Below are 22,512 nucleotides of genomic sequence, written 5' to 3'. Positions count from 1 at the left end.
TACGATTCGGGTACCTGCCGATCGGAGGTCGTTGTGAAACCGAGGGGACTCGCCGACGTCGCCGCCGGGTGCGCGAGTCTGTCCGTCGGCGACACGATGATTCCCGACGAACCACTGGTCGTCGTCGATCTCGACCGGGACGAATGGGCCCACCTCGACGATGCGGTGGCCGCACTGCGCAACCGAACCGTGGTCGTCGTCGGCATCGCGAACCAACCCCTGCCCGAGCAGGCTGCCCCGCTGCTCGAGTCCCTGGCCTGCACGCTCGCGCCGAGTGGCCCCGGGCGCACTTGGGTCACCGGCGGGCGCGAGGATCTCGGCGCGATTACCGACACCGTCGGCGCCGCACCTCGCGCGTCGCTCGCGCTCACCTCCCTGCTCGACCTCACCACCGCCACCGACGTGGAAAACGGACTCGTCGCGGAATCGCTCGCCTACTCGATGCTGCTCGCCGGACCGGAATTCGCGCAATGGCGGCGCAGCACTCCGCGCCGTCCGGTGCCGGACTGCATCGAACCGGTCCTGCTCGACCGCGACGGTGACGAACTCACCGTGACATTGAACCGGCCCGAGCGGCACAACGCTTTCGCCCGCCAGGTCCGCGACGGCGTCATCGAGGCCATGGCGGTGGCCGAGTACGACCCCTCCATCACCCGGGTCGTCTTGCGCGGAAACGGCCGATCCTTCTGCAGCGGAGGTGATCTCGACGAGTTCGGCACCGCGACCGACGTTGCTGCCGCCCATCTGGTGCGATTGCAGCGCAGCGCGGGGCTCGCCGTGCACCGTATCGCGGAGCGGGTGCGTGCCGTAGTACACGGCTCCTGTATCGGCGCCGGTATCGAGGTTCCCGCATTTGCCGGGCAGATCCTGGCTCACGATGACGCAACGTTCCGGCTACCGGAGCTCACCATGGGCCTGGTCCCGGGCGCCGGGGGCACGGTGAGCATTCCACGTCGAATCGGCAAGTGGCGCACCGCCTTTCTCGCCCTCACCGCTCGACCGGTCGGCGCCGAGACCGCCCTGGAATGGGGCCTGGTCGATGGCCGAACCTGACACCGACCACCTGCGGGAATGGGCGGCCTCCGGCGAACTGCGCGAATGGGCGGCCTCCGGCGCCATGGCGCTGACCGGCCGACGCGACGGCCCACCGATCGCGGCACCGGGCAGCGCCGCGACGATGACCACGGCGGCACTGCGCGACGTCGCCGAAACCACTGTGCAGCGCACCGGGCGCGCACCGGCGCTCCCCGGCGCGCAGATACTCGGTGAGCGCGCGGCCATCGCCGGCTTGCAACGCGCCGGCCCGCTGTCTTGTGGCGGCGCGTTTCGTGTCCTCGCGACGAGCGACGGGTGGCTCGGACTGTCACTCCCCCGGCCGAGCGACCTCGAACTGATCCCGGCGCTGATCGAATCCGACGTTCCACCCGACGTCTGGGTCGCGGTCTCGGCGTGGGCGGCGTCGACGACGACACGGGCGGCGGCCGAACGCGTTGCACTTCTCGGCATGGCCGGCGGTGCCGTTCCCGATCCGCACCGCACGGATCGCGCCGGTGTGCTCGTCAGCGAGTACGGACCGCGCCGGCATCGCCGAGAGCGACCCCGCGTCGTCGACCTCACCGCGCTCTGGGCCGGCCCGTTGTGCGCCCACCTGCTCGACCTCGGGGGCGCCGAGATCATCAAGGTGGAGAGCACGCGTCGCCCGGACGGTGCCCGGTTCGGCCCGGCACGCTTCTTCGATCTCTTGCACGGCGGACATGACATGGTGGCGTTGGACTTTCACGATCCCCAAGCAATCGATGCGCTGCGTGAACTGCTGGCCGATGCCGACCTGGTGTTGGAATCATCGCGGCCACGCGCGCTCGCGCAACTCGGCATCGAGGCCACCGAGATCGTCGCGGCGGGCACGTCCTGGCTGTCGATCACCGCACGCGGTCGCGACGACGATGGCGTCGGATTCGGCGACGACGTCGCGGCTGCGGCGGGTTTCGTGGTCGCCGACGGCACCGACCTGCTCCCCTGTGGTGACGCGTTGGCCGACCCCCTGGCAGGTGTGCGCGCCGCGGCAAGCGCGAGTACCGCGCTGTTGGCCGAGCGCGCGTGCCTGATCGACGTGTCGATGCTGCATGTCGCGGCCGAGGCTGCCGCTGGACCGCCGGCCGAGGAGCACTGCGTGCACTTCCACGACGACACCTGGTGGGTACACACCTCCGGCGGGCGATTCCCGGTCCACGACCCGGTGGCGCGTACGCCCAGGGTCGCTGCCGCCGCACTCGGTGCCGCCAACGCCCGGTGGCTCGGAAGGCAGTGATGGGCTTACTGTTTCGCAACGTCGAGGTAAACGGCGCGCGCGTCGATGTGCGCGTCGCCGGTACACGGGTCGCCGAGGTCGGAACCGAACTGGCCACCGACGACGAGGCGACCGTTCTCGACGGTCGCGGAGGGGTGCTCCTGCCGGGACTGCACGACCATCACCTGCATCTGTTGGCGACTGCCGCCGCTCGTCGGTCGATCGACTGCGGGCCGCCTGCGGTACGCGACGCGACCGGACTGCAGCACGCGCTGACGGTCGAGGGAGGCTCGGGATGGTTCCGCGGCACGAACTACCACGAGTCGGTCGCGGGCGAACTGGATCGGACCGTGCTCGACCGTTGGGTTCCCGACCGCCCGGTTCGGATTCAGCACCGCAGTGGTGCACTGTGGATGCTCAATTCGGCTGCTCTGTCTGTCGTTTCGGATGTTCTGGATGACTCGCTCGATGTCGAGCGCGACGATCTCGGCCAGCCGAACGGGCGACTCTGGCGCTACGACGCCCGCTTGCGTGCGGGACTCGCGGCCGACCCACCGGATCTGGACGCACTCGGCGCCGAACTCGACAGCTACGGGATCACCGGGGTCACCGATGCCACACCCGATCTCGACGCGGCGGCGATCGACCTGATCACCGCGGCCCACCGATCCGGCGCGCTCGCCCAGCGCGTCGTATTGCTCGGTGCCGCGCCGGATACCGAGCTGCCCGACGGTGTCGTCGCCGGACCGTACAAACTTCTGCTGCGCGACCACGATCTACCGACGTTCGACGAGTTGCACGTGCAGATCGAGGCGGTACACCGCTCCCGCCGCGCGGTCGCCGTGCACTGCGTAAGCCGGGAATCGCTGCTGCTCACCCTCGCCGTGCTCGACGATGTCGGGACGCGGGACGGCGACCGGATCGAGCATGCCGGCGTGGTCCCGACGGGGGTCGCCGAGTGGATGGCAGCGCTGCGCGTCCGGGTCGTCACCCAGCCGGGCTTTCTGCACGCGCGCGGCGATGCCTACCTCCGCGACGTCGACCCGGATGATCGTCCGCACCTGTATCCGCATGCCGGCCTGCTCGCGAGCGGAGTTCCGGTGGCGCTGTCGAGCGATGCACCTTACGGCCCGCTCGACCCATGGCAGGTGATCGACGCCGCAATGCAGCGCCGTAGCGAATCCGGCGCGATCCTGGGCGAAGCCGAACGTGTCTCCGCCGCAACCGCACTCGCCGGGTATCTGGGGGCGCCCGACGATCCCGGGGGTGCACCACGGCGGGTCGTCGCTGGCGCGGTGGCCGATCTCTGCTTGCTGCACGTGCCGCTGCGCGAGGCATTGACCACTCCGCACCGCAGCTTGGTGCGCGATGTCGTCATCGACGGTCGGGTGCGCGAATTCGATCCGTGACGGCCGGTTAGCCGATCGGCTACCCTGGCGCGCATGGTCTCCCCCGGCCCGGTCGTCGCGCCCCGGCTCGACGCTGTGCCACGCAGCGCCGCGCAGACCCGCATTCTCGACGCGGCGCTCGACCTCATCGGCGAGCACGGCGTCAGCGGCACGTCGCTGCAAATGATCGCGAATTCGGTCGGTGTCACGAAGGCTGCGGTCTATCACAAGTTCAAGTCCAAGGACGAGATCGTCATCGCGGTGACCGAGCGCGAACTGGCGAAGCTGCAGGACGCGCTCGACGCCGCGGAGGCGGAAAAACAGCATTCGCGCGCACGCTTGTTGTTGCTCGCCGCCGTCATCGACATGGCCGTGGAGCGGCGCCGGTGGGTGAGCACACTGCAGCACGATCCCGTGATCGTTCGGTTGCTCGCCGAACATCAACCGTTCCAGGATTTCCTCAACCGGCTGTACGCCGTACTGCTCGGCGAGGATGTCGGGCCACGCGCCCGCGTGCTCGCGGCCATTCTCTCGGCGGCTCTCGCCGGCGCGGTGATCAATCCACTCGTCGCCGATATGGACAACGACGAACTGCGGACCGAGTTACTGCTGGTCACGCAGCGATTGCTGCACCTGCCGGATTGACCATTGCCGCGAGGGTAGCCGATCGGCTAGCCTCGCACACAACCGAAGGATTCCCTTCGTCGCCGTCTCGCAGCGTTCGCTGCTTTGAAAGGGCGTAGCGCACTCATGCACATCCGCACTCAACTGATCAGCCTCTGGCTTGCCGTCTTCTTCGGCGCCATCCTGGTCATCGCATTTCTGGCGTTCCCAGGATTCTTCCCGCCGATGTCACCGCTCACTCCGGCCAATGAAGTCGCCGACTTCTACCGCGACAACGCGCCGATGATCCGGTTCAGCATGATCGTGTTCGACGTTTGCGGAGTCATGCTCGTGCCGTTCTACATGGTCGTTGTCGAGCAGATGAAACGAATGTCGACCCCGACGCAGGTCCTGCCGTACGCCTTCCTCGCGGCGGTCGCCACGGGCACCACACTGTTCGCCCTGTCCAACCTGTTCTGGCTCATCGCCGCGTTCCGCCCGGAGCGCGACGCCGAGCTCGTCATGCTGCTCAACGACATGGCCTGGATTACGTTCCTCGCGCCGGTCAGCATGCTCCTCGTGCAGTGCCTGACCCTTGCGCTGGCGATCTATCTCGACGCCCGACCGCAGCCGATCTTCCCGCGCTGGGTTGGCCACCTCTCCGTTGTTACGGCAATTGCGCTCGTGCCGTCTGCGGGTGCCGCTTTGGTGACATCGGGTCCATTTGCCTGGGACGGCGCGATCTCGTTCTGGCTTCGGATCGTCGTCTACAGCGTGTTCCTCGTTGTCCTCATCGTCGTTGCCTGGGCGGCCGTGAAGCGGCAGGCCGCCGAGGAGCAAGCGACCGCGAGCGTTGCCGCCGAGCCCGTGGGCGCCGCGCAATGAGCAGCACCACCTCGACCGATCCGGACGTCGAGCGGGCCCAGCCGCCTGCAGCAAAGTCACGCGAGAAGCTCGACCTGCGAATCGCCTTCTGGACAATCCCGGTCTACTACCTGCTTTTCGGCATCATCTTCGTCCCACTGGCGCATGTGATGCCGCCTCCCAAGCCGGGCCTGTCGACCCAGCAGATTGTCGACTTCGTCGAATCACACTCGCTGACCATCAAGATCGGGTTCGGGATCCTGCTGGTGGTGGTCGGATTCGCCACTGTCGCCAACGCTTTGATCGCACTGCAGATCAAGCGCATGTCGGTCGGGTCCGTGTTCGCTTACTCCTACATCGTGGCGTTGGCGGTGGGCGCGCTGCCCGGCTGCCTGTTCTGTGCGTTGAGCTTTCTCACCGCGACGCTGCGGCCCGATCGTGATCCGCGGATCATCGCCCTGCTCTACGACATGGGGATGATGACCTTCGTCGGCTCGCTCGGCTGTTTCGCCACCGCGTACCTGGTTCTCGCCCTCGCCATATTCCTCGACAAGAACGAGATCTTCCCGAAATGGTTTGCCTACATCACGATTTGGCAGATCGTCACCGAACTGATGGCCGCGCCGATCTTCCTCTTCACCGACGGCCCGTTCGCGTGGGACGGCTCGATCAGTTTCTGGATGGGCACCGCAATCTTCGGTATCTGGGAGTGCTGCCTGATCGTGCTGCTCTACCGCGCCGTGAAACGGCAACCCGCCGATGAGCGTGTTCCGGACTGATCGGATGTGCCCGATGCACCGTCGAACGAGGAAGCGCGAATGACCGAGACCGAACTGGCGAACGAAACCGGGCCCGGCGACGCGCCACCCGGAGCGCAGGCAGCCGCGCCACCGGGCCTGCATCAGCAGGGCGATACGAGCATGTGGGTGTTCGTCATCGGCGACCTGTTCATTTTCGGCGCCTATTTCGTCATCTTCATGATTGCGCGCAGCGAGCACCGCGACGCCTTCCTGGCCGCGCAGCAGCACCTGAATCTCGATGCCGGCCTGGTCAATACGCTGGTGCTGTTGACCAGTTCGTGGTGTGTCGCGCTGGCCGTGAACGCCGCGCGGGTTGGCGACCACCGACGTGCCACGAACCTGACTCTGCTGGGCGGGCTCTGTGGCGTCGTGTTCATTGCGATCAAGGCCTACGAATGGATTTCCGAGATCCAGGGCGACCAGACCATAACCAGCAGCGACTTCTTCATGTATTACTACATGCTCACCGGCGTGCACCTCTTCCATGTCGCACTCGGCCTGGTCATCCTCGGGGTCGTCGTTGCCAACCTTCGCAACAGCGAGCTACGACGTGTGTCGATTGTCGAGAGCGGAGCGATCTACTGGCACTTGGTGGACCTGCTGTGGGTCGTGATATTCGCGCTGATCTACGTGATGAGGTGAACCAGTGAAGATTTCCGCCAACGCGCGCGCCACCTACGTCTGGCTGGCGCTCTGCGCGGTGACCATATTGTCGGGCGGCCTGGCCCACACCCGCACGGACGGCAACTTCGCTGCGAGCATGCCGATCACACTCGCGGTCCTCGCTATCGGGCTCATCAAGGTGCGGCTGATCACGCAGAACTTCATGGAAGTGCGCGTCGCGCCGACCTGGTTGCGCCTCACCGTCGACGGCTGGCTGGTGCTGTTCTGGGGCAGTGTCCTGGCGATCTACCTGATCTGAGCGCCTGCCGGAGGTCGCGGCGTCCTTGACAGAATCGCGCTGATCGCAAAGCTGTGCTGCACGATGAGCTGAGCGCAGGATCGAACGCGACCGCCGGACGTTCTTCCGGTGGCACACAGCGACACGAGGACCTTTGTGTACGACGTTCGACGGTTGATACTGCTTCGCGACCTCGCGGAACACACGACGATGACCGCCGTGTCGGAACTTCACGGCATCACCACCTCTGCGGTCTCGCAACAGCTGCGCCAACTGGAGGACGAAGTGGGCACGGCACTGACCCGCCGGGAGGGCCGTGTCCTTCGATTGACGCACGCCGGACGAATCCTCGTCGACCACACTGCTCGAGTTGTCGCGGCGCTGGAGGAAGCCGAAAGTGCCGTCGCCGCGACCGGCGAATCGGTCACCGGCGTGCTCACGCTCGCAACTTTCCAGACAGCGCTTGGCCGGCTGGCACTTCCGGCTGCGGGCCGGCTCGGCGCCGATCACCCGGGACTGCGGGTCCGGGTCATCGATGCGATGCCGACCGACTCGGTACCCGCGGTACGCCGTCAGGAGATCGATCTCGCGATTACCTACACCTACTCGTTCGAAGCACGCGAACTGCCGCCCGGCCTCGCCTCGGAGTACCTGCTCGACGATCCGCTGGTCCTGCTGGCTCCCGAACCGCTTCGTGAACGGGCGCGAACCGACGGTCTGGCCGCGGTCGCCCACGCGGATTGGATTGCCACGGCCGATGGCGCGCCCGCGATCGTCTCGGTCACCTTCGCTTGCCGGCAGGCGGGGTTCACGCCCCGCATCGAACATCGATGCGGCACGTTCGACACGATGGCGCAGATGGTCGACGCCGGTTTCGGGGTCGCCGTGCTGCCGGAGATGGCGGTAGCGCAGGCGCATCGTCATCTCATCGCGTGCCCGATCCGCAACGGTGCCAGACAAATCGGAGTCACCTATCGACAGGCGTCGTTGAAACGGCCGGCGGTAGCGGCTGCGGTCCGGGCATTGCGCGCGGCCGCGGCGCCGCTGTCACTGGCTTCATGAGGGATACGTGTCGAGAAATTCTTAACGAATCCCGTAGTCGCCATGCATTGTTCGTGGGCGGGGCGACTCCGACACTGAACTGCGGATGATCATGTTGCCCGCACCCGCGACGAAAGCAGAGACCGTATGAGTTACCGTCAATTCGGCCGCACGGGCGTGTTGGTGAGCCCGCTTGCCCTCGGCGCCATGAACTTCGGGGTGTGGGCCAACACCGACCATGACGACGCGATCCGCATCATCCACCGCGCCCTCGACGCGGGTATCAACGTCGTCGACACCGCCGACGTCTACTCCCAGGGCGAGAACGAAGAAATCGTCGGCAAAGCGCTGCTCGGCCGGCGCGACGAGGTGTTCCTGGCCAGTAAGTTCCACGGCCAGATCGGGTCGGATCCCAACCACCGCGGCAACTCGCGACGCTGGATATTCCGCGCGGTGGAGGACAGTCTGCGCCGCCTGCAGACCGACCACCTCGACCTGTATCAGGCGCACCGCCCCGACCCGGACACCGCCCTGGAGGAGACGCTCGGTGCATTGAACGACCTGGTGCGCCAGGGCAAGATCCGATACTTCGGTACCACGACCTTCGAACCGCATCAGCTCGTCGAGGCGCAGTGGGCGGCACGACGTCGACAGCTGCAGCGACCGGTCTCCGAGCAGCCGCCGTACTCCATCCTCGCGCGGGGAGCCGAACGGGCAACCTTGCCGATCGCACAGAAGTACGGGCTTGGTGTGCTGACCTGGAGCCCACTGGCCGGCGGATGGCTGTCCGGTCGGCACCGCGCCGGTGAATCCCCCACCACCGAATCCAGCCGTCTCGGTCGCCAGCCGCATCGCCACGATCCGGAACTCGCCGCCAACCAGCGCAAGCGTGCCGCAGCCGAGGAGCTGCTCAAACTCGCCGACGACACCGGAATCTCGCTGGTACAGCTGGCATTGGCGTTCGTGCTGCAGCATCCGGCGGTCACCAGCGCGATCATCGGACCACGCACGCTCGAGCAGCTCGAGGGCCAGCTCGGCGCGATCGACGTCCGCCTCGACAGCGACGTCCTGGACCGAATCGACGAGATCATCGCACCCGGAGTGACGATCAGCGCCGCCGACGAGGGCTATCTTCCGCCGTCACTGACCGAGGCCGGACAACGCCGACGGGTCAACGACCAGCGCATCGAATTGGGAGCCAACCGATGAGCTTGCCCGATCTGCGCACGTTCGGCCGGACCGGTATCCGGGTCAGCCCGCTCACGCTCGGCACGATGAACTTCGGCGCGCGCGGCCGGACGACCCACGACGACAGCATCCGGGTCATCCATCGCGCCCTGGATGCAGGGATCAACATCGTCGACACCGCGGACACCTACTCGCACGGCGAGTCCGAGGAGATCGTCGGCAAGGCGCTTCGCGGCAGGCGCGACGATGTCATCCTGGCCAGCAAGTTCCACAACCCCGTCGACGACAATCCGCACCACCGGGGCAACTCGCGACGCTGGATCAGCCGCGCGATCGAGGACAGCCTGCGCCGACTCGACACCGATCACCTCGACCTCTACCAGGTGCATCGGCCCGAGACGGCCACCGAGATCGAGGAAACTGTCGGCGCCCTCGATGATCTCGTGCAGGCGGGCAAGATCCGCTACTACGGCACGTCGGTGTTCTCCCCCGGGGAACTGATCGAGGCGCAATGGGTGGCAGACGACCGCAACCTCGTGCGCCCGTCGAGCGAGCAGGTGCCCTACTCGCTGCTGACCCGGGGTATCGAGCGCGAAACTCTGCCCATTGCACGCAAGTACGGACTCGGGGTGCTCACCTACGGGCCGCTCGCGGCGGGGTGGCTCAGCGGTAAGTACCGTCACGGCGCGGCTCAGCCACACTCATTCCGCGCGGACCTCATCCCGGGCCGGTTCGATATCGATGCCCCCGAGAACGCCGACAAGCTCGCCGCCGCGGACGCGCTCGCGGTACTGGCCGAGGATCTCGGCATCGGCCTGATCGATCTGTCGCTCGCCTTCACACTCGCGCACCCCGACGTGACCTCGGTGATCATCGGCCCGCGCACCCTCGACCACCTCGAGACCTACCTCGCCGCGGCGGAGTCGACGCTCGCACCCGAAACGCTCGACCGGGTCGACGAAATCGTGCCGCCCGGCACGGTTTTCCACGACCGCGACACCGGCAAGATCCCCGACGCATTGGCCGATCCCGCGCTCCGACGCCGTGCGGCATGAACACGCGGCCGGAGCGGGTGATGCACGATGACCATGCGCTCCGGCCTCGGTGTCGCACTCGGTCATGACGGTCTGGACTCGATAGGTACGCGGAAAATCCTACGCAGCGCCGTGCGGGTGATGTTGCGCGGCAGCCGTGGATATCCGATCGCCACCCCGGTGTCGTTCGTCGCGGGAATGGTCAACGGAGCGACGATGGTGCTCAGCGCCATTGCAATCGGCCGGGCCACCGACCATCTCATCCTGCCCGTCTTCACGGGCGAGCAGGTGCCGGCGCGGACCTGGCTGCTGACGGCGGCCGCGATCCTCGGGGTCTCGTTGCTGCGGGTCGTCACCATTGTGACGCGGTCGCTTTCGGCTGCCGTGGTCCAGTTCGGTGAGCAGGCGAACACCCGCCGGGCGCTGGTCAATCAGTTCGGCCGACTGGATGTGCGGTGGCACCGACGACACTCCGCGGGGCAGTTGCTCTCGAACACGGTGTCCGACGTCGACGCGCAGTGGTTTCCGATGCAATTCTTCGCGTTCGCCGCGGGTAGCGTCTTCATGCTTCTCGTCGCCGTGGTGAACATCGTGCGCGCAGACCGGTACCTGGCAGTGGTTGCCGTCGCGATGGTCACGGCGATCCTTGTCGCGAATCTGTGTTTTCAACGGGTGATGTCCCCACGAGCCCGGGCTGCACAGCGTGCCCGCGCCGACCTCAGCAGTGTCGCGTTCGAAGCGATCGAGGGCGAACAGGTGGTCCGGACGTTGGGCATTTCGGCGGACGAGACCGCGCGCTTCGCGCAGGCCGCGCAGCACGTCCGGGGCAACAACACCAGAATGGCCTACGCCAGTGCCGCTTTCGACCCAATTGTCGAGCTGACGCCGACCGCGACCGTACTGGTCGTCCTCGCGGTTGGCGCACAACGCGTGTCCTCGGGTGATCTCACGGTCGGCATCTTGGTCGAGGCAATCTATCTTTTCCTCACGATGGCCCTGCCGCTCAACATCATCGGCAGGTTCCTCGGTGTCGTCCCGCTGGCCGTGGTCGGCCAGCACCGGACGAAGCAGGTTCTCGAATCCACGCAGTTCGCGGTGGCCGGTACCGCCGAATTGGCCGGCCGGGCACCGATTGCGGTTCGGATCGAGGCGGTCACGTACCGGCACGGCGATCCCGCAACACCCGGACCACCGTTCGGTCCGATCGACCTGATGATCGACGCCGGTGATGTCGTCGCGGTTGTGGGCACCACCGGATCGGGGAAATCGACACTCGTTCGGTTACTCGCCCGCACGGTCGATCCCGACGAGGGCATCGTCGCGTACGACGGTGTGGATGTTCGAACTCTCGCGCGCGGTGCGGTCGAATCCCGCGTAGCCGTGGTCGGGCAACACACCTTCCTGTTCGACGACACCGTTCGAGCGAACGTCACCGTCGGTCGCGATCTCGACGACGACGCGGTATGGCGCGCCCTCCGCCTGGCAGCGGCCGATGGTTTCGTGCACCGAAACCCGGCAGGCCTGAATGCACGGGTGGGCAAACTCGGCACTGCGCTCAGCGGAGGCCAGCGCCAACGGATCGCGCTCGCACGGGCACTCGCCGGGTCACCGTCACTGCTGATCCTCGACGACGCGACCAGTGCGCTCGACCCGTCGGTCGAAAGGACGGTACTGGAAAACATCCGCAGCGAGTTCGTCGCCGCAGGCGGACCTCAGCGGCGCTGCACGATCGTCATCACGGCCGCCCGAAAGACGTCCGTCACGCTCGCGGACCGGGTGGTGCTGCTCGACGGTGGCCGGATTGCTGCCACCGGAACCCACGCCGAATTGCTCGACCGAGACACCCGATACCGCGCCATCGTCGAGGCATACGGATCGCCCATCGAAACAGGTACCGCGATACCGGTTTCCGGCGGCGGGCGATGAATCGTGTCGTTGCCCGGTTGCGCACGGCGACGCTCTCCCTGCGCACGGGATTCTCCTACACTCCGGGGTTGTTCACCGGAGTCTGGCTGACCGCGCTCCTCGCGATCGCCGGTGCGGGCGGGCGAATAGTCGTGCCGTTGACGATCCAGTACGCGCTCGACCACACGCTGCTGCATCCCACCGCGTCCGAGGACGGACACGTTCTACCGGTGGCGATCACCATCGGTGCGGTAGCGGTGACCGTGGCGGGAGTGTCGTCTCTTCTGCTCAATCGCCGCCTCGTGCGCACCGCGGAGACAGCGCTCGCCCAGCTTCGTGAGCGAGCGTTCGCGCATGTGTTCGCGCTCGCGCCCGGCACCCTCGACGACCGGCGCCGCGGCTCCCTCGTGTCCCGCGTCACCAGCGATGTCGACACCGTTTCGCAGTTCACTCAGGCCGGTGGCGTCACGCTCGTCTCGAATCTCGCGCAGATGTTCATGGCAGCTGCGGTGATGCTCGTCTACAGCTGGCCGTTGGCGCTGCTGGTGATCGGAGTGTCGGTCCTCGCGGTCATCGCCATGCGACTTACCCAGCGCGTGATTGCCCGCCGCTTCGGCGACGTGCGGATCGCAGTGGCGGCGCTCTACGACGGTATCTCGGAGATGCTGCACGGGGTGGAGGTCGCGCGGTCCTACGGGATGACCGACCTCGTGCACGCTCGTGTCGACAACCTGATCATCGGGACCGAGCAGAAGCTGCTCCGCGCGCAACGGCCGCTGGCCGTCAACATGTCGCTCGGCGAAGCGGCGAGTGGGGTGATCACCACCACTGTGGTGCTGTTCGGGGCGGCCGCAGGCGCGGGGCACATCGGATGGCTGGACCTCACCGCCGGCCGGCTCGTCGCGTTCCTGTTTCTCATCACATTTTTCGTCCGGCCCCTGCAGTTCTCGGTGTCGATTCTCGGCGACTCGCAAAGCGCCGTCGCGGGACTGCGACGGGTTCTCGCCCTGCTCGCCGAGCCCTCGGCTGCGGTCCCGGACCATGCCGGGGTTGCGCTGCCCGAAGGCGGGATTTCGCTACGGTTACGCGGCGTCGAGTTCGGGTACACGCCGGACACTCGTGCGCTGCAGCGGATCGACCTGACCATCGCGCCACATGAGCATGTTGCCGTCGTTGGCGAGACCGGTTCGGGCAAATCAACTTTCGCCAAGCTGATTACCCGGCAGCTGGTCCCGACGTGTGGCGAAATCGAACTCGCCGGCGTCGACGCGCGGCGTATTACCGATTCTTCGCTGTCACGGCGAATCGCGATCGTCCCCCAGGAGGCATTCCTCTTCGATCGCAGCGTCCTGGACAACATTGCGCTCGGCCGGCCGGGTGCAACACGCCGAGATGTGCTGGAGGTCCTCGGCGACCTCGGATTACGGGAGTGGGTCGACGGTCTGCCGGAAGGACTCGACACCGCCGCCGGAATCCGAGGCGAGGCGCTCTCGGCGGGTGAACGGCAGCTCGTGGCGTTGGCGCGCACCGCCCTGATCGACCCGGATCTGCTGGTGCTCGACGAGGCGACCAGTGGGGTGGACCCGGCGACCGATGTACGTGTGCAACAGGCGTTGGCTCGGCTCACCAAGGGCCGCACCACCGTCACGATTGCCCACCGGATGATCACCGCCGAGACCGCGGACACCGTCGCGCTCTTCCACGGCGGCCGCCTCATCGAACACGGGCCGCACGACGAGCTGGTGGCGCACGGTGGCCGGTACGCTGCGCTGTACGGCGAGTGGGCGGCAATGAACAGTCTGTGACGTTCGGTTGCGCCGTGAGCGCAATCATTGCCGCACGGTCGGTGACTCGGCATTCTGTGTCGATGTACTGGTCCGACACAGACGATCTCCCGGTGGCCGACCGGCCGGGGATGTGCCCGTCATGTGGCCACCAGGCCGCATCGGCGCGAGCAGGGCTGATCGACCGGATCCTGAACCGGACTCCGCCCCCCGCCCGATGCGCCGAGGTCGTGGAAATCGACTGCGCCACGTGGTTCACCACGTTCTGCCAATGCAGGCACGCCTTTCACGGATCGTGACGCCCGTCGGGCGTTTCGACAAGGGTTGCGATCACCCTGATTCATAGCGAATTCCGCTCCGGTGCAGAGGGATTCGCCGGAGCATCATGCCCTATGGTGGGGAGAAAGAACGTAGTAGCGCGAAGGGTGCGAAATGAAAGTAACGGTGGTCGCCGGCAATCCCAAGACCGGCTCGCGGACCCTGGAGGCGGTCGGTCTCGTTGCCGAGGCTGTGACGGGCTCGGCGCCGGATTCGGTGATCGACGTCATCGAACTCGGACCCGGACTGCTCGGCTGGGGGGATGAGCGGATTGCGGCGGCGGTCGCGACGGTGGCCGAGTCGGACCTCGTCGTCATCGGAAGTCCCACGTTCAAGGCCACCTATACGGGCGTGCTGAAGCTGTTCCTCGACCAGTTCGCGACGGGCGAGGGACTACGTGACGTCGTCGCCGTGCCGGTGATGCTCGGCGCCGGCCCGGCACACGCGCTGGCTCCCGAACTGCTGCTCAAGCCGGTGCTCGCCGAACTGGGTGCCGCGACCCCGGCGCCCGGGCTGTATCTGCTCGACAGCAGTTACCGCAGCGACGGCCGGATCGCCGAGTACGCCCAGCGGTGGGCGCCGGTACTGCGGGCGGCCACTTCTGTGCGGGCGGAGCAGGCATGAACACGTTGACCTCACTCGAGCCCGCCGCCTTGCGCGAGGCATTCGGCCATGTCCCCAGCGGCGTCGTTGCGGTCTGCGCCGAAGTGAACGGCGAGCGGATCGGCATGGCCGCGAGCACCTTCGTGCCGGTGTCGCTGGATCCGCCGCTCGTCGCGTTCTGCGTGCAGAACACCTCCACGACCTGGCCGCGGCTCGCCGCGGTCGAACACCTCGGCATCAGCGTTCTCGGCGAAGCACACGACGTCGCCGCGCGCACGCTCGCTGCCCGCACCGGCGACCGTTTCGCCGGACTGCACACCGAGACGAACGTGCACGGTGCGCTGTTCATCGGCGGCGCGACGGTCTGGCTCGACACCACGGTGACCGATCAGGTCCCTGCGGGCGACCACGCGATCGTGGTGTTGCGGATCACCGAAGCGCACGTGCAGTCGGAGGTGGCGCCGATCGTGTTTCACCGCAGCGAGTTCCGCCGGCTGGCGCCGGGGGTCTGAGGCCGTTCACGCCCCCGACATTCGGATGCTGTGAGCGATTCGCTCGAGGCGGCCATGCCGTGACCGGCAACACAAAAGACAGGATTGCTCGGGGCTTCCGCTATGCTGGTGACCGAGCCGGACTCGTTCCATCGAATCCGGCACGTCGTGAACGCTTCCTCATCCTCGCGGCGCCGGCCGATTCTCCTGCCTGCGCGCCGAGTCACGGTGATCAGTGCACCAGCACAGGCACGTATCGCGGCGATCGATTTTGCCGACCGGCAATCTCGCCACCCGTGTCGATCCCGCGCCATACTCTGCCGCGCCTCGGCCCACCAATGCCTGGAGACCCGCACAAACCATGACCACCGACAAAACATTCGCCGACCTCGGCGTGAGCCGCGCGATCATCGCCGCACTCGCCGCGCGAGGCATCGAGCAGCCGTTCCCGATCCAGTCCGCGACCCTGCCCGACACACTCGCCGGCCGGGACGTGCTCGGTCGCGGGCGGACGGGAAGCGGGAAGACCCTCGCATTCTCGATCCCGCTGGTGACCCGCTTGGCCGACGGCAAGCGATCCGCGTCTCGTCCGTCCGGGCTGGTGCTCGCGCCGACGCGTGAGCTGGCGACCCAGATCACGGCCGCCCTCGAGCCGCTCGCGGCCGCTCACAATCTTCGAGTCACCACCATCTTCGGTGGCGTTTCCCAGTCTCGGCAGGTGAAAGCACTTGCTGCAGGCGTCGACATCGTCGTGGCGTGCCCGGGCCGGCTCGAAGATCTGATGAAGCAGAAGCTCATTCGGCTCGACGCGGTCGAGGTGACCGTCATCGATGAGGCCGATCACATGGCCGATCTCGGCTTTCTCCCCGGTGTGACGAGGATTTTGAACGCCACGCCTGCGGGTGGGCAGCGCATGCTGTTCTCCGCGACACTCGATAACGGTGTCGACAAGCTGGTCAACCGATTCTTGCGCAACGAGGTACTGCACTCGGTCGACCAAGCGAACTCCCCCGTTGCCGCGATGACCCACCACGTCTTCCACGTCGCCGGTAGAGACGCGAAGAAGGACCTGACACACCGGCTCGCCTCCGGAAGTGGACGACGAATCCTCTTCCTGCGCACGAAGCATCACGCACGCAAGCTGGCCAAGGACCTCACCGCAGCCGGGATTCCCGCCGTCGACCTGCACGGCAACCTCTCGCAGCCCGCACGCGACCGCAACCTGGCTGCGTTCAGCGCCGGCGACGTCCGCGTCCTCGTGGCCACCGATATCGCCGCTCGCGGAGTGCATGTCGACGACATCGAGCTGGTTATCCATATCGATCCGCCGGCCGAACACAAGGCGTATCTGCATCGTTCCGGCCGCACGGCACGCGCAGGCAACGCCGGCGACGTGGTGACGATCGTGCTGCCGGAACAGCGCAGGGACACCCAGACACTGCTTCGCCGCGCCGGGATCGACGCAGCCCCGCAGCAGGTGCACGCCGACTCGGCCAGCGTCCACGCGCTCGTCGGTGAGGTTGCGCCGTTCCGCGCGCCCAGCAGCACTCCGACTGCTGCCCAGCCCGGTGGCGCACGTACCTCCGGACCGCGTCGTCGTCGCGGTGGACCGAACGCTCCGGCGGCCGGCCACACCGGCCAGACGTCGTCGCGCTCGCGCGGTACCGCATCCCGGGGAACCACCGCACACGGTGGCGACCGAAGCGCCGCGTCGACGAACGGCGCGCGAGCCGACCAGGGCAGGTCCCGGTCCGCGCAGGGCGGCGGTGCCCCGAACCGTCGGCGCGCCACGCGGTAGTCATAATCTCCACACCGAATCGGGAACCGTCCATGCGGCGGTTCCCGATTCGACTTTTCCGTCCACTGCCAACGGCTTTCGTGATCCCCTCCCCTTTTGTCCCGGCAACGTCTACTATGGCCGGTAGTAGATCCAGGCCGTCCGCGACGACCGCCGCGGACCGAACTACGGGGGCTGTCATGGAAACGATCACCGTCGAGCGCACGATTGCCGCGCCGGTGAACGACGTTTTCGACTGGATCAGCAACGCCCACAATTACACCCGTGTGCCGATGGTTCTGCACGAGCGGGTGCAGACGCCCGGCGCGGGCACGACCTACGGTCCCGGCGCAGTCCGGTTCCTGGTGTGGGCGATCGGGCTGTTCTGGGAGCGGATTACCCACTTCGATCCGCCGTACTCGTTCGAATACCACGTGTACCGCAGCTTTCCGCCCGCAAGGCATCGCGCGGGCCGGGTCGACTGCACCGAGACCGCCGGGGGCACGCGCGTCGTCTGGTCCACGATCGTGCAGCTACGAATCCCATTCGTCGGTGCCGCTCTGACCCGGCGGGTGGCGCGACCACTTCTCGCGCACACCTTCGAACGCGTCCTCGACGTCGCGGAGCACGACCTGGTTACCCGGACCACGACACCCTGACTCGATCGGCGGGACGCTTCCTGCCTGCGGCTCAGGCGAAGTCGAAGAGCGGCGGCAGCACCGCGACCACGACCGCAGCCCAGATCCCGAAGACGGGCAGGTAAGTGGTTTGCCAGCGTTCGGTGGCGCCGAATCTGCGGTGGCCGCGAACGAATCCGAAGAGCAGGACCGCCGACCAGGTCAAGTTGACGAGCAGCACGAGATTCATGCCGAGTGCGGCGGTCTTGTTCGGGGTGAAGCCGAACTCCGCAATGCGCGAGAGCATCGCGACCAGCATCAGTGTGTCGACGGCGAGCGCGCTGATCACCAGCACGAACTGAAGTCGATCGAAGAGATCGGGCGCCAGGTAGGGGTCGCGGGCCGATATCGCGTACAGCAGCAACCCGAGTACGACAATCAGGATGACGTCCATCAGGATCAACAACTGGCGATCGACGTCCACGAGGCTGCCCGACGTTGCGAACGCGGCGAGTAGCACCAGCAGCATGATTGTCGTCAGTGGTGTGAACACGCGCGTCAATACAGGCGCGATGTTTTCCACCACATTCTGTTTCGCTTCCACGAGCCAGGCGGCGACGAGAAGTGCACCCACAGCACCGAACGGCACCACCCAGTCCTCGATGAACCATTCAACGCTCGTGCCGAGGGTGTCGAAGACGCCAACAGTGAGACCGATGAGCACACCGCCGCCGAGGCCGAGGAGCGTGAGGTAGACGATCCATTCGCCGGTAAATCGGATGAAATCCATTCTGCGCCGGTCGGATCGCCACTCCCCGCCCACGTAGGCGACGCCGACGACGAACCATAGCGCGAGCGGGGCGTGGATCGCGACGATCACTGCGGTCGACCCGCCCTCCTCGAACGGATAGACGTTCAGCAGCACCGCGGCGAGTACGAATGCCACGAGCAAAGCCGCACCCACCCGAACTCCGGCACGTCGTTTCCAGGCGAAGTAGCCGGCTAGAAACGGGAGGACGAACAGGCCGACATTGCGCGCGAAGACCTCCTCGTCCAGCACATCCAGACCGATTTTGATGGCAACCCCACCGAGCACCGCGAGGAACAGCACCAACATCAACTCCCGCGGCGCCCGCTTGCCCACCCCATCGGGGGTCGCAGGGAGCAACACGAGTTGCTTCCACAACCGGTCGGAATGCTCGCGCGCGAATTCGCGCGCGATGCCGTCCACGTTGCCCATCCGTTTGACCGCGACCAAGAATGCCTCGTCGGGTTCCAGACCCGCCGCCGACAGGTCCGAGATCTGTTCACGCAGATGGTCTTCCATCTCCTCGGCGTCGGCCGCGGCGATCACTCCGCGCCGTTCGACATATCCGCGCCATTGGCCGATCTGCGATTCCAACTCGAATCCCGTATCCATCACGACCACCCTTGCGCGGCGGCGGGTGGCAACGCGGCGCTGCGCCACACCTGGTTCAGCGCGGTCGCGACGACATCCCACTGCGCCCGTCGCTGCGCGAGCATCTCCCGCCCGGCGTCGGTGATCACGTAGTGCTTTCGCCTACGACCAGTCTCGGAGACACCCCACGATGCGGACACGTAACCCACCCGCTCGAGACGATGCAGCAGCGGATACAACATGCCGTCGGTCCACTGAATCCGCCCGTCGGACAGTTCCTCGACGCGCTTGAGAATGGCGTACCCATAGGAGTCGCCGCCTGCGAGGATGCCGAGCACCATCGGGGTTGCCGAGGCGGCCACCAGGTCTTTGTCGATATACATAGAACCTCTATACCTAGAGCTACTAGGTGCAAGGTAGCAGAATCGACGGTGAGCCGAGTCGGTTGCGCTATACCAATTCGCCCTCGAAGGCGACCGCAGAACCGATGAGGCCCGGCGTCGTGGTTCCGAGACGCGCTCGCAGCGTTTCGCGCCGACCTGGATCGGGCCGACCGAATATCCCCCGCTCCTGCAGCAGCGGAATCAGATCTCGGCGGATCCGCTCGAAGCTCGAACCTCCGAGCAGGATGAAGCCATCCGCAGCACCTTCGGAGATCCACGCCTCGATCGTGTCCGCTGCCGTCGCTGCGGTGCCCACAATCTGGAAGTGCCCGAAAGACGTTGCGTACCGGACCAGGAACTCCCGCAACGTCGCGTAATCGCCTTCCTCCACCCACTTTCGGTAGATGAGCGCACGACTGACGCGGCGGCCATGCTTCTCCAGGTCGGCGCGATCCGGGAAGCGGTCGAGCGGAATGGCATCGTCGAGTCCGAGATCGGACAAATCGAGGCCCGGTACTTCGTAGCGAATTGCTTCCCGGGCACGCTCGAGGTCGAGCGCGGTCAACTCGTCGAGGTAGGCCGTCTTGGCTTCGGTTTCGTCGTCACCCAGGTAGATCCGAATCCCGGGCAAGACCTTGAGATCGTCGGCGCGGCGCCCCTTGTCGACGACAGCGTCCTTGAGCTGCCGATAGTAAGCGCGGCCGGAGTCGAAGTCGGGGCATGCCACGAACACCACCTCGGCCGCTTCGGCGGCGAAATCGATACCGATATCCGATGCGCCGGCCTGCGCTATGAGCGGGAACGTTTGCGGGGCCGGTGGTAGATCCAGAGCTTGACCGACTCGGAAATTGGCACCTGCCCAGTTGATGTCCCGGACCCTGTCGGTGTCGACATACACCTCCGAGGCCCGATCCGCGACGATTGCGTCGGGATCCCACGAATGCCACAGAGCCTTCGTGACACCGAGGAATTCGCGAGCTCGTTCGTAGCGCTTCTGTGGCGACGGAATGCGATCGTATCCGTAATTGGACTCGCCGTTGAACGAGGTCACGACGTTCCAGCCCGCTCGTCCGCCCGACAATCGGTCGAGTGAGGTGAGTTCCCTTGCCACCGTGTACGGTTCGCTGAACTGGGTCGATAGCGTGATGACCAGGCCGATTCGCTCGGTGTGCGCGGCCAGGAATGCCGCCAGCGTCACGGGTTCGAACGAGCGCGGCCCGCTGTACCGAATCTGGGTCCGGTTCAGCCCCGCGAAATCGGCGACGAATACGGCGTCGAACCCCACCTCCTCGAGTTCACGAGCGAATTGCGCCTTCGCCCTATGCCGGTCGCTCGCATCGGTGGGCACCTCCACCGACTTCCACCGCGGAAATCGGTCCGCGAAGTGGAACTCCGAGGAGACGAAGAACACGGACGGTCTGGGGCGCGGCATGGCTTTCCTTACTCGGCGTGCAGCGGTGGAATCGACTCGTTCGGTCATGCGGTCAGCAACGCGGACCGCTTGAACCGACCACCCGGGATGGCGTCGATGAGATTGCGGGTATATGCCGCGGTCGGATTCTCGAAGACCGACTCGATCTCCCCGATCTCGACCAGGCGGCCGGCGCGCATGACTGCAACGCGATGTGAGATCCGGCGAACCACGGAAAGATCATGCGAAATGAACAGGTAGGTCAATGCCTGCTCACGCTGCAGGTCCATCAGCAGCGCGACGATCTGATCCTGGGTGATCACATCCAACGCCGACAGCGGCTCATCGAACAGGATGATCTCCGGTCGAACGACGAGTGCCCGGGCGATCGCGACGCGTTGCCGTTGTCCCCCGGAGAGTTCCGCAGCGTATTTGGTCAATGCGGTCGTCGGCAGGTTCACGCTGTCGAGCGCGTCGGCGATACGTTTGCGCCGCAATTCCGTATCGCCGACGTTGAACGAAGCCAACGGCTCGTTCACGATGTCGTGTACCGACCACCGGGGATCGAGCGCGGAATCCGGGTTCTGATAGACGAACTGGATGTCCTTCCAATGCCGCCGTCGCTCGCGCTGCCCGAGCGCCGCGATATCTTTGCCGAGCACCTCGACCGCGCCCTCGCTGGGCGCGGTCAATCCGATGATCATCTTGGCGATCGTGGACTTGCCCGAGCCCGATTCCCCCACGATCGCGAGCGTTTCGCCGCGGCGCACGGCGAAGCTGACCCCGTCGACGGCCCGGTGTTTGTGTCTCCGGTCGATCCGATACTCCTTCGCAAGGTCGGCTACCCGGATCACGTCGTCGAGCGAGACGTCCGTCGCATCCGTCGTTGTGAACCGAACATCGGGGATCCTCGTCGGTGCCACCTCACGGATCCGCCCGACGAGCGTCTTCGTGTAGTCCGACTGCGGGACGGTCACGATCGACTCGACGTCGCCGTCCTCGATAATGCGGCCCTCGCGCATCACGACGATCCGGGACGCATGATCGGTAGCAACTCCGATGTCGTGGGTCACGAAAAGCACGGTCGTCCCGTGTTCTTCGACGAGACGGTCGAGTACGCGCAGGACCTGACTCTGCACCGTGACATCGAGAGCCGACGTCGGCTCGTCGGCTACGAGGAGTTTCGGGTTCAGCCCGAAGGCGATGGCGATCAGCACGCGTTGCCGCATTCCGCCCGACAACTCGAACGGGTACTGACGCAGCCGGCGCTCGGGGTTGTCGATCTCGACCTGCTCGAGTAGTTCGATACTCCGACGTCGAATCTCGCTCTTGCTCAACTTCAGCTTCGCGAGCTCGAAAACCTCGGCGAGTTGCGCACCAATGGTGCGCACCGGGTTGAGTGAAGCGCCGGGATCCTGCGGAATCAGGCCGACGATGCTACCGCGGATGTCGCTCCACTGCCGCTCGGTCAGCCCGATGGTGCTGCGCCCGTCCAGAGCGAGCACATTCGCTTCCACCTGGGCCGACTCCGGTAGCAACCCCAACACGGCATTCGCCAGAGTGGTTTTCCCCGACCCGGATTCGCCGACGATCGCGGTGAACTCACCGACCCGCACACGCAGGCTCACCCGATCCAGCGCGACGTTTGATTCTTCCCCCGCACCGTAGGTCACGACGAGATCTTCGATGGCGAGCAATGTTTCGGACATGGCGATCTC

Annotated in this window: 21 protein-coding genes; 17 read left to right on the top strand and 4 right to left on the bottom strand. The window is 66.2% G+C overall.

What is annotated here, in order from left to right:
* Positions 1–33: 33 nt before the first annotated feature.
* The 17 genes from OG921_RS13495 (at position 34) to OG921_RS13415 (ending at position 17,643) form a co-directional block, all read left to right on the top strand.
* A complete protein-coding gene (locus OG921_RS13495) occupies positions 34–1,053 on the top strand; it encodes an enoyl-CoA hydratase/isomerase family protein (RefSeq protein WP_266112977.1) in 1,020 nt (339 codons plus the stop codon).
* Complete coding sequence (locus OG921_RS13490) at positions 1,040–2,308, top strand: CoA transferase (RefSeq protein ID WP_266112976.1); 1,269 nt, start codon at positions 1,040–1,042, stop codon at positions 2,306–2,308. Before OG921_RS13495 ends, OG921_RS13490 begins: the two co-directional genes overlap by 14 nt.
* On the top strand, positions 2,308–3,696 hold the full coding sequence (locus tag OG921_RS13485; RefSeq protein WP_266112975.1) for an amidohydrolase family protein: 1,389 nt from the start codon (positions 2,308–2,310) through the stop codon (positions 3,694–3,696). The genes OG921_RS13490 and OG921_RS13485 overlap by 1 nt, the downstream gene beginning before the upstream one ends.
* A gap of 33 nt (positions 3,697–3,729) precedes the next feature.
* Positions 3,730–4,320, top strand: a complete 591-nt coding sequence (locus OG921_RS13480) for a TetR/AcrR family transcriptional regulator (RefSeq protein WP_266112974.1) — start codon at positions 3,730–3,732, stop codon at positions 4,318–4,320.
* A 105-nt stretch (positions 4,321–4,425) separates the two neighbouring features.
* Entirely contained in the window at positions 4,426–5,163 is a 738-nt protein-coding gene (locus tag OG921_RS13475; RefSeq protein WP_266112973.1) for a hypothetical protein, read from the top strand.
* The gene (locus tag OG921_RS13470) at positions 5,160–5,921 is read left to right on the top strand and encodes a hypothetical protein (protein ID WP_266112972.1); all 762 of its coding nucleotides are present in this window, start codon (positions 5,160–5,162) and stop codon (positions 5,919–5,921) included. Before OG921_RS13475 ends, OG921_RS13470 begins: the two co-directional genes overlap by 4 nt.
* Positions 5,922–6,062: 141 nt before the next feature.
* The gene (locus tag OG921_RS13465) at positions 6,063–6,584 is read left to right on the top strand and encodes a cytochrome c oxidase subunit 3 (protein ID WP_266113218.1); all 522 of its coding nucleotides are present in this window, start codon (positions 6,063–6,065) and stop codon (positions 6,582–6,584) included.
* 4 nt (positions 6,585–6,588) lie between these two features.
* Complete coding sequence (locus OG921_RS13460) at positions 6,589–6,864, top strand: cytochrome C oxidase subunit IV family protein (RefSeq protein ID WP_266112971.1); 276 nt, start codon at positions 6,589–6,591, stop codon at positions 6,862–6,864.
* 108 nt (positions 6,865–6,972) lie between these two features.
* The gene (locus tag OG921_RS13455) at positions 6,973–7,905 is read left to right on the top strand and encodes a LysR family transcriptional regulator (RefSeq protein ID WP_323182775.1); all 933 of its coding nucleotides are present in this window, start codon (positions 6,973–6,975) and stop codon (positions 7,903–7,905) included.
* 126 nt (positions 7,906–8,031) lie between these two features.
* Positions 8,032–9,093 carry an aldo/keto reductase gene (locus OG921_RS13450; protein ID WP_266112969.1) on the top strand — a complete coding sequence of 354 codons (1,062 nt, stop codon included), beginning with the start codon at positions 8,032–8,034 and terminating at the stop codon, positions 9,091–9,093.
* Positions 9,090–10,127, top strand: a complete 1,038-nt coding sequence (locus OG921_RS13445; RefSeq protein WP_266112968.1) for an aldo/keto reductase — start codon at positions 9,090–9,092, stop codon at positions 10,125–10,127. Before OG921_RS13450 ends, OG921_RS13445 begins: the two co-directional genes overlap by 4 nt.
* Positions 10,128–10,154: 27 nt before the next feature.
* Positions 10,155–12,032 (top strand): ABC transporter ATP-binding protein, encoded by a 1,878-nt coding sequence (locus tag OG921_RS13440; protein ID WP_266112967.1) that lies wholly within the window; start codon positions 10,155–10,157, stop codon positions 12,030–12,032.
* On the top strand, positions 12,029–13,816 hold the full coding sequence (locus tag OG921_RS13435) for an ABC transporter ATP-binding protein (protein ID WP_266112966.1): 1,788 nt from the start codon (positions 12,029–12,031) through the stop codon (positions 13,814–13,816). Before OG921_RS13440 ends, OG921_RS13435 begins: the two co-directional genes overlap by 4 nt.
* Positions 13,817–14,227: 411 nt before the next feature.
* Positions 14,228–14,737 (top strand): NADPH-dependent FMN reductase, encoded by a 510-nt coding sequence (locus OG921_RS13430; protein WP_266112965.1) that lies wholly within the window; start codon positions 14,228–14,230, stop codon positions 14,735–14,737.
* Complete coding sequence (locus tag OG921_RS13425; protein WP_266112964.1) at positions 14,734–15,228, top strand: flavin reductase family protein; 495 nt, start codon at positions 14,734–14,736, stop codon at positions 15,226–15,228. Before OG921_RS13430 ends, OG921_RS13425 begins: the two co-directional genes overlap by 4 nt.
* Positions 15,229–15,568: 340 nt before the next feature.
* Positions 15,569–17,005, top strand: coding sequence for a DEAD/DEAH box helicase (locus tag OG921_RS13420; RefSeq protein WP_266112963.1), 1,437 nt, complete (start codon positions 15,569–15,571; stop codon positions 17,003–17,005).
* Between the two features lie 179 nt (positions 17,006–17,184).
* A complete protein-coding gene (locus OG921_RS13415; RefSeq protein ID WP_266112962.1) occupies positions 17,185–17,643 on the top strand; it encodes an SRPBCC family protein in 459 nt (152 codons plus the stop codon).
* A 31-nt stretch (positions 17,644–17,674) separates the two neighbouring features.
* Here OG921_RS13415 and OG921_RS13410 read toward each other — a convergent pair whose 3' ends face one another.
* From OG921_RS13410 to OG921_RS13395, 4 genes are all read right to left on the bottom strand, one after another.
* Positions 17,675–19,021, bottom strand: a complete 1,347-nt coding sequence (locus OG921_RS13410) for a permease prefix domain 1-containing protein (protein ID WP_266112961.1) — start codon at positions 19,019–19,021, stop codon at positions 17,675–17,677.
* Positions 19,021–19,383, bottom strand: coding sequence for a PadR family transcriptional regulator (locus OG921_RS13405; RefSeq protein WP_266112960.1), 363 nt, complete (start codon positions 19,381–19,383; stop codon positions 19,021–19,023). Before OG921_RS13405 ends, OG921_RS13410 begins: the two co-directional genes overlap by 1 nt.
* A gap of 67 nt (positions 19,384–19,450) precedes the next feature.
* Positions 19,451–20,815, bottom strand: a complete 1,365-nt coding sequence (locus OG921_RS13400; RefSeq protein ID WP_266112959.1) for an NtaA/DmoA family FMN-dependent monooxygenase — start codon at positions 20,813–20,815, stop codon at positions 19,451–19,453.
* A gap of 44 nt (positions 20,816–20,859) precedes the next feature.
* Entirely contained in the window at positions 20,860–22,503 is a 1,644-nt protein-coding gene (locus tag OG921_RS13395; protein WP_266112958.1) for an ABC transporter ATP-binding protein, read from the bottom strand.
* Positions 22,504–22,512 lie beyond the last annotated feature (9 nt).

This window comes from Aldersonia sp. NBC_00410 (genome assembly GCF_026342035.1).
Taxonomy (GTDB): Bacteria; Actinomycetota; Actinomycetes; order Mycobacteriales; family Mycobacteriaceae; genus Aldersonia.
The sequence above is the reverse complement of the archived record's forward strand: the minus strand, read 5'-3'. Positions and strand labels throughout refer to the sequence as shown.

Excerpts from the sequence above, each read along its gene's own strand:
- OG921_RS13490 (WP_266112976.1), top strand. The coding sequence starts at position 1,040 with ATGGCCGAACCTGACACCGACCACCTGCGGGAATGGGCGGCCTCCGGC.
- OG921_RS13485 (WP_266112975.1), top strand. The coding sequence starts at position 2,308 with ATGGGCTTACTGTTTCGCAACGTCGAGGTAAACGGCGCGCGCGTCGAT.
- OG921_RS13480 (WP_266112974.1), top strand. The coding sequence starts at position 3,730 with ATGGTCTCCCCCGGCCCGGTCGTCGCGCCCCGGCTCGACGCTGTGCCA.
- OG921_RS13475 (WP_266112973.1), top strand. The coding sequence starts at position 4,426 with ATGCACATCCGCACTCAACTGATCAGCCTCTGGCTTGCCGTCTTCTTC.
- OG921_RS13470 (WP_266112972.1), top strand. The coding sequence starts at position 5,160 with ATGAGCAGCACCACCTCGACCGATCCGGACGTCGAGCGGGCCCAGCCG.
- OG921_RS13465 (WP_266113218.1), top strand. The coding sequence starts at position 6,063 with ATGTGGGTGTTCGTCATCGGCGACCTGTTCATTTTCGGCGCCTATTTC.
- OG921_RS13450 (WP_266112969.1), top strand. The coding sequence starts at position 8,032 with ATGAGTTACCGTCAATTCGGCCGCACGGGCGTGTTGGTGAGCCCGCTT.
- OG921_RS13445 (WP_266112968.1), top strand. The coding sequence starts at position 9,090 with ATGAGCTTGCCCGATCTGCGCACGTTCGGCCGGACCGGTATCCGGGTC.
- OG921_RS13440 (WP_266112967.1), top strand. The coding sequence starts at position 10,155 with ATGACCATGCGCTCCGGCCTCGGTGTCGCACTCGGTCATGACGGTCTG.
- OG921_RS13435 (WP_266112966.1), top strand. The coding sequence starts at position 12,029 with ATGAATCGTGTCGTTGCCCGGTTGCGCACGGCGACGCTCTCCCTGCGC.
- OG921_RS13430 (WP_266112965.1), top strand. The coding sequence starts at position 14,228 with ATGAAAGTAACGGTGGTCGCCGGCAATCCCAAGACCGGCTCGCGGACC.
- OG921_RS13425 (WP_266112964.1), top strand. The coding sequence starts at position 14,734 with ATGAACACGTTGACCTCACTCGAGCCCGCCGCCTTGCGCGAGGCATTC.
- OG921_RS13420 (WP_266112963.1), top strand. The coding sequence starts at position 15,569 with ATGACCACCGACAAAACATTCGCCGACCTCGGCGTGAGCCGCGCGATC.
- OG921_RS13415 (WP_266112962.1), top strand. The coding sequence starts at position 17,185 with ATGGAAACGATCACCGTCGAGCGCACGATTGCCGCGCCGGTGAACGAC.
- OG921_RS13410 (WP_266112961.1), bottom strand. The coding sequence starts at position 19,021 with ATGGATACGGGATTCGAGTTGGAATCGCAGATCGGCCAATGGCGCGGA.
- OG921_RS13405 (WP_266112960.1), bottom strand. The coding sequence starts at position 19,383 with ATGTATATCGACAAAGACCTGGTGGCCGCCTCGGCAACCCCGATGGTG.
- OG921_RS13400 (WP_266112959.1), bottom strand. The coding sequence starts at position 20,815 with ATGCCGCGCCCCAGACCGTCCGTGTTCTTCGTCTCCTCGGAGTTCCAC.
- OG921_RS13395 (WP_266112958.1), bottom strand. The coding sequence starts at position 22,503 with ATGTCCGAAACATTGCTCGCCATCGAAGATCTCGTCGTGACCTACGGT.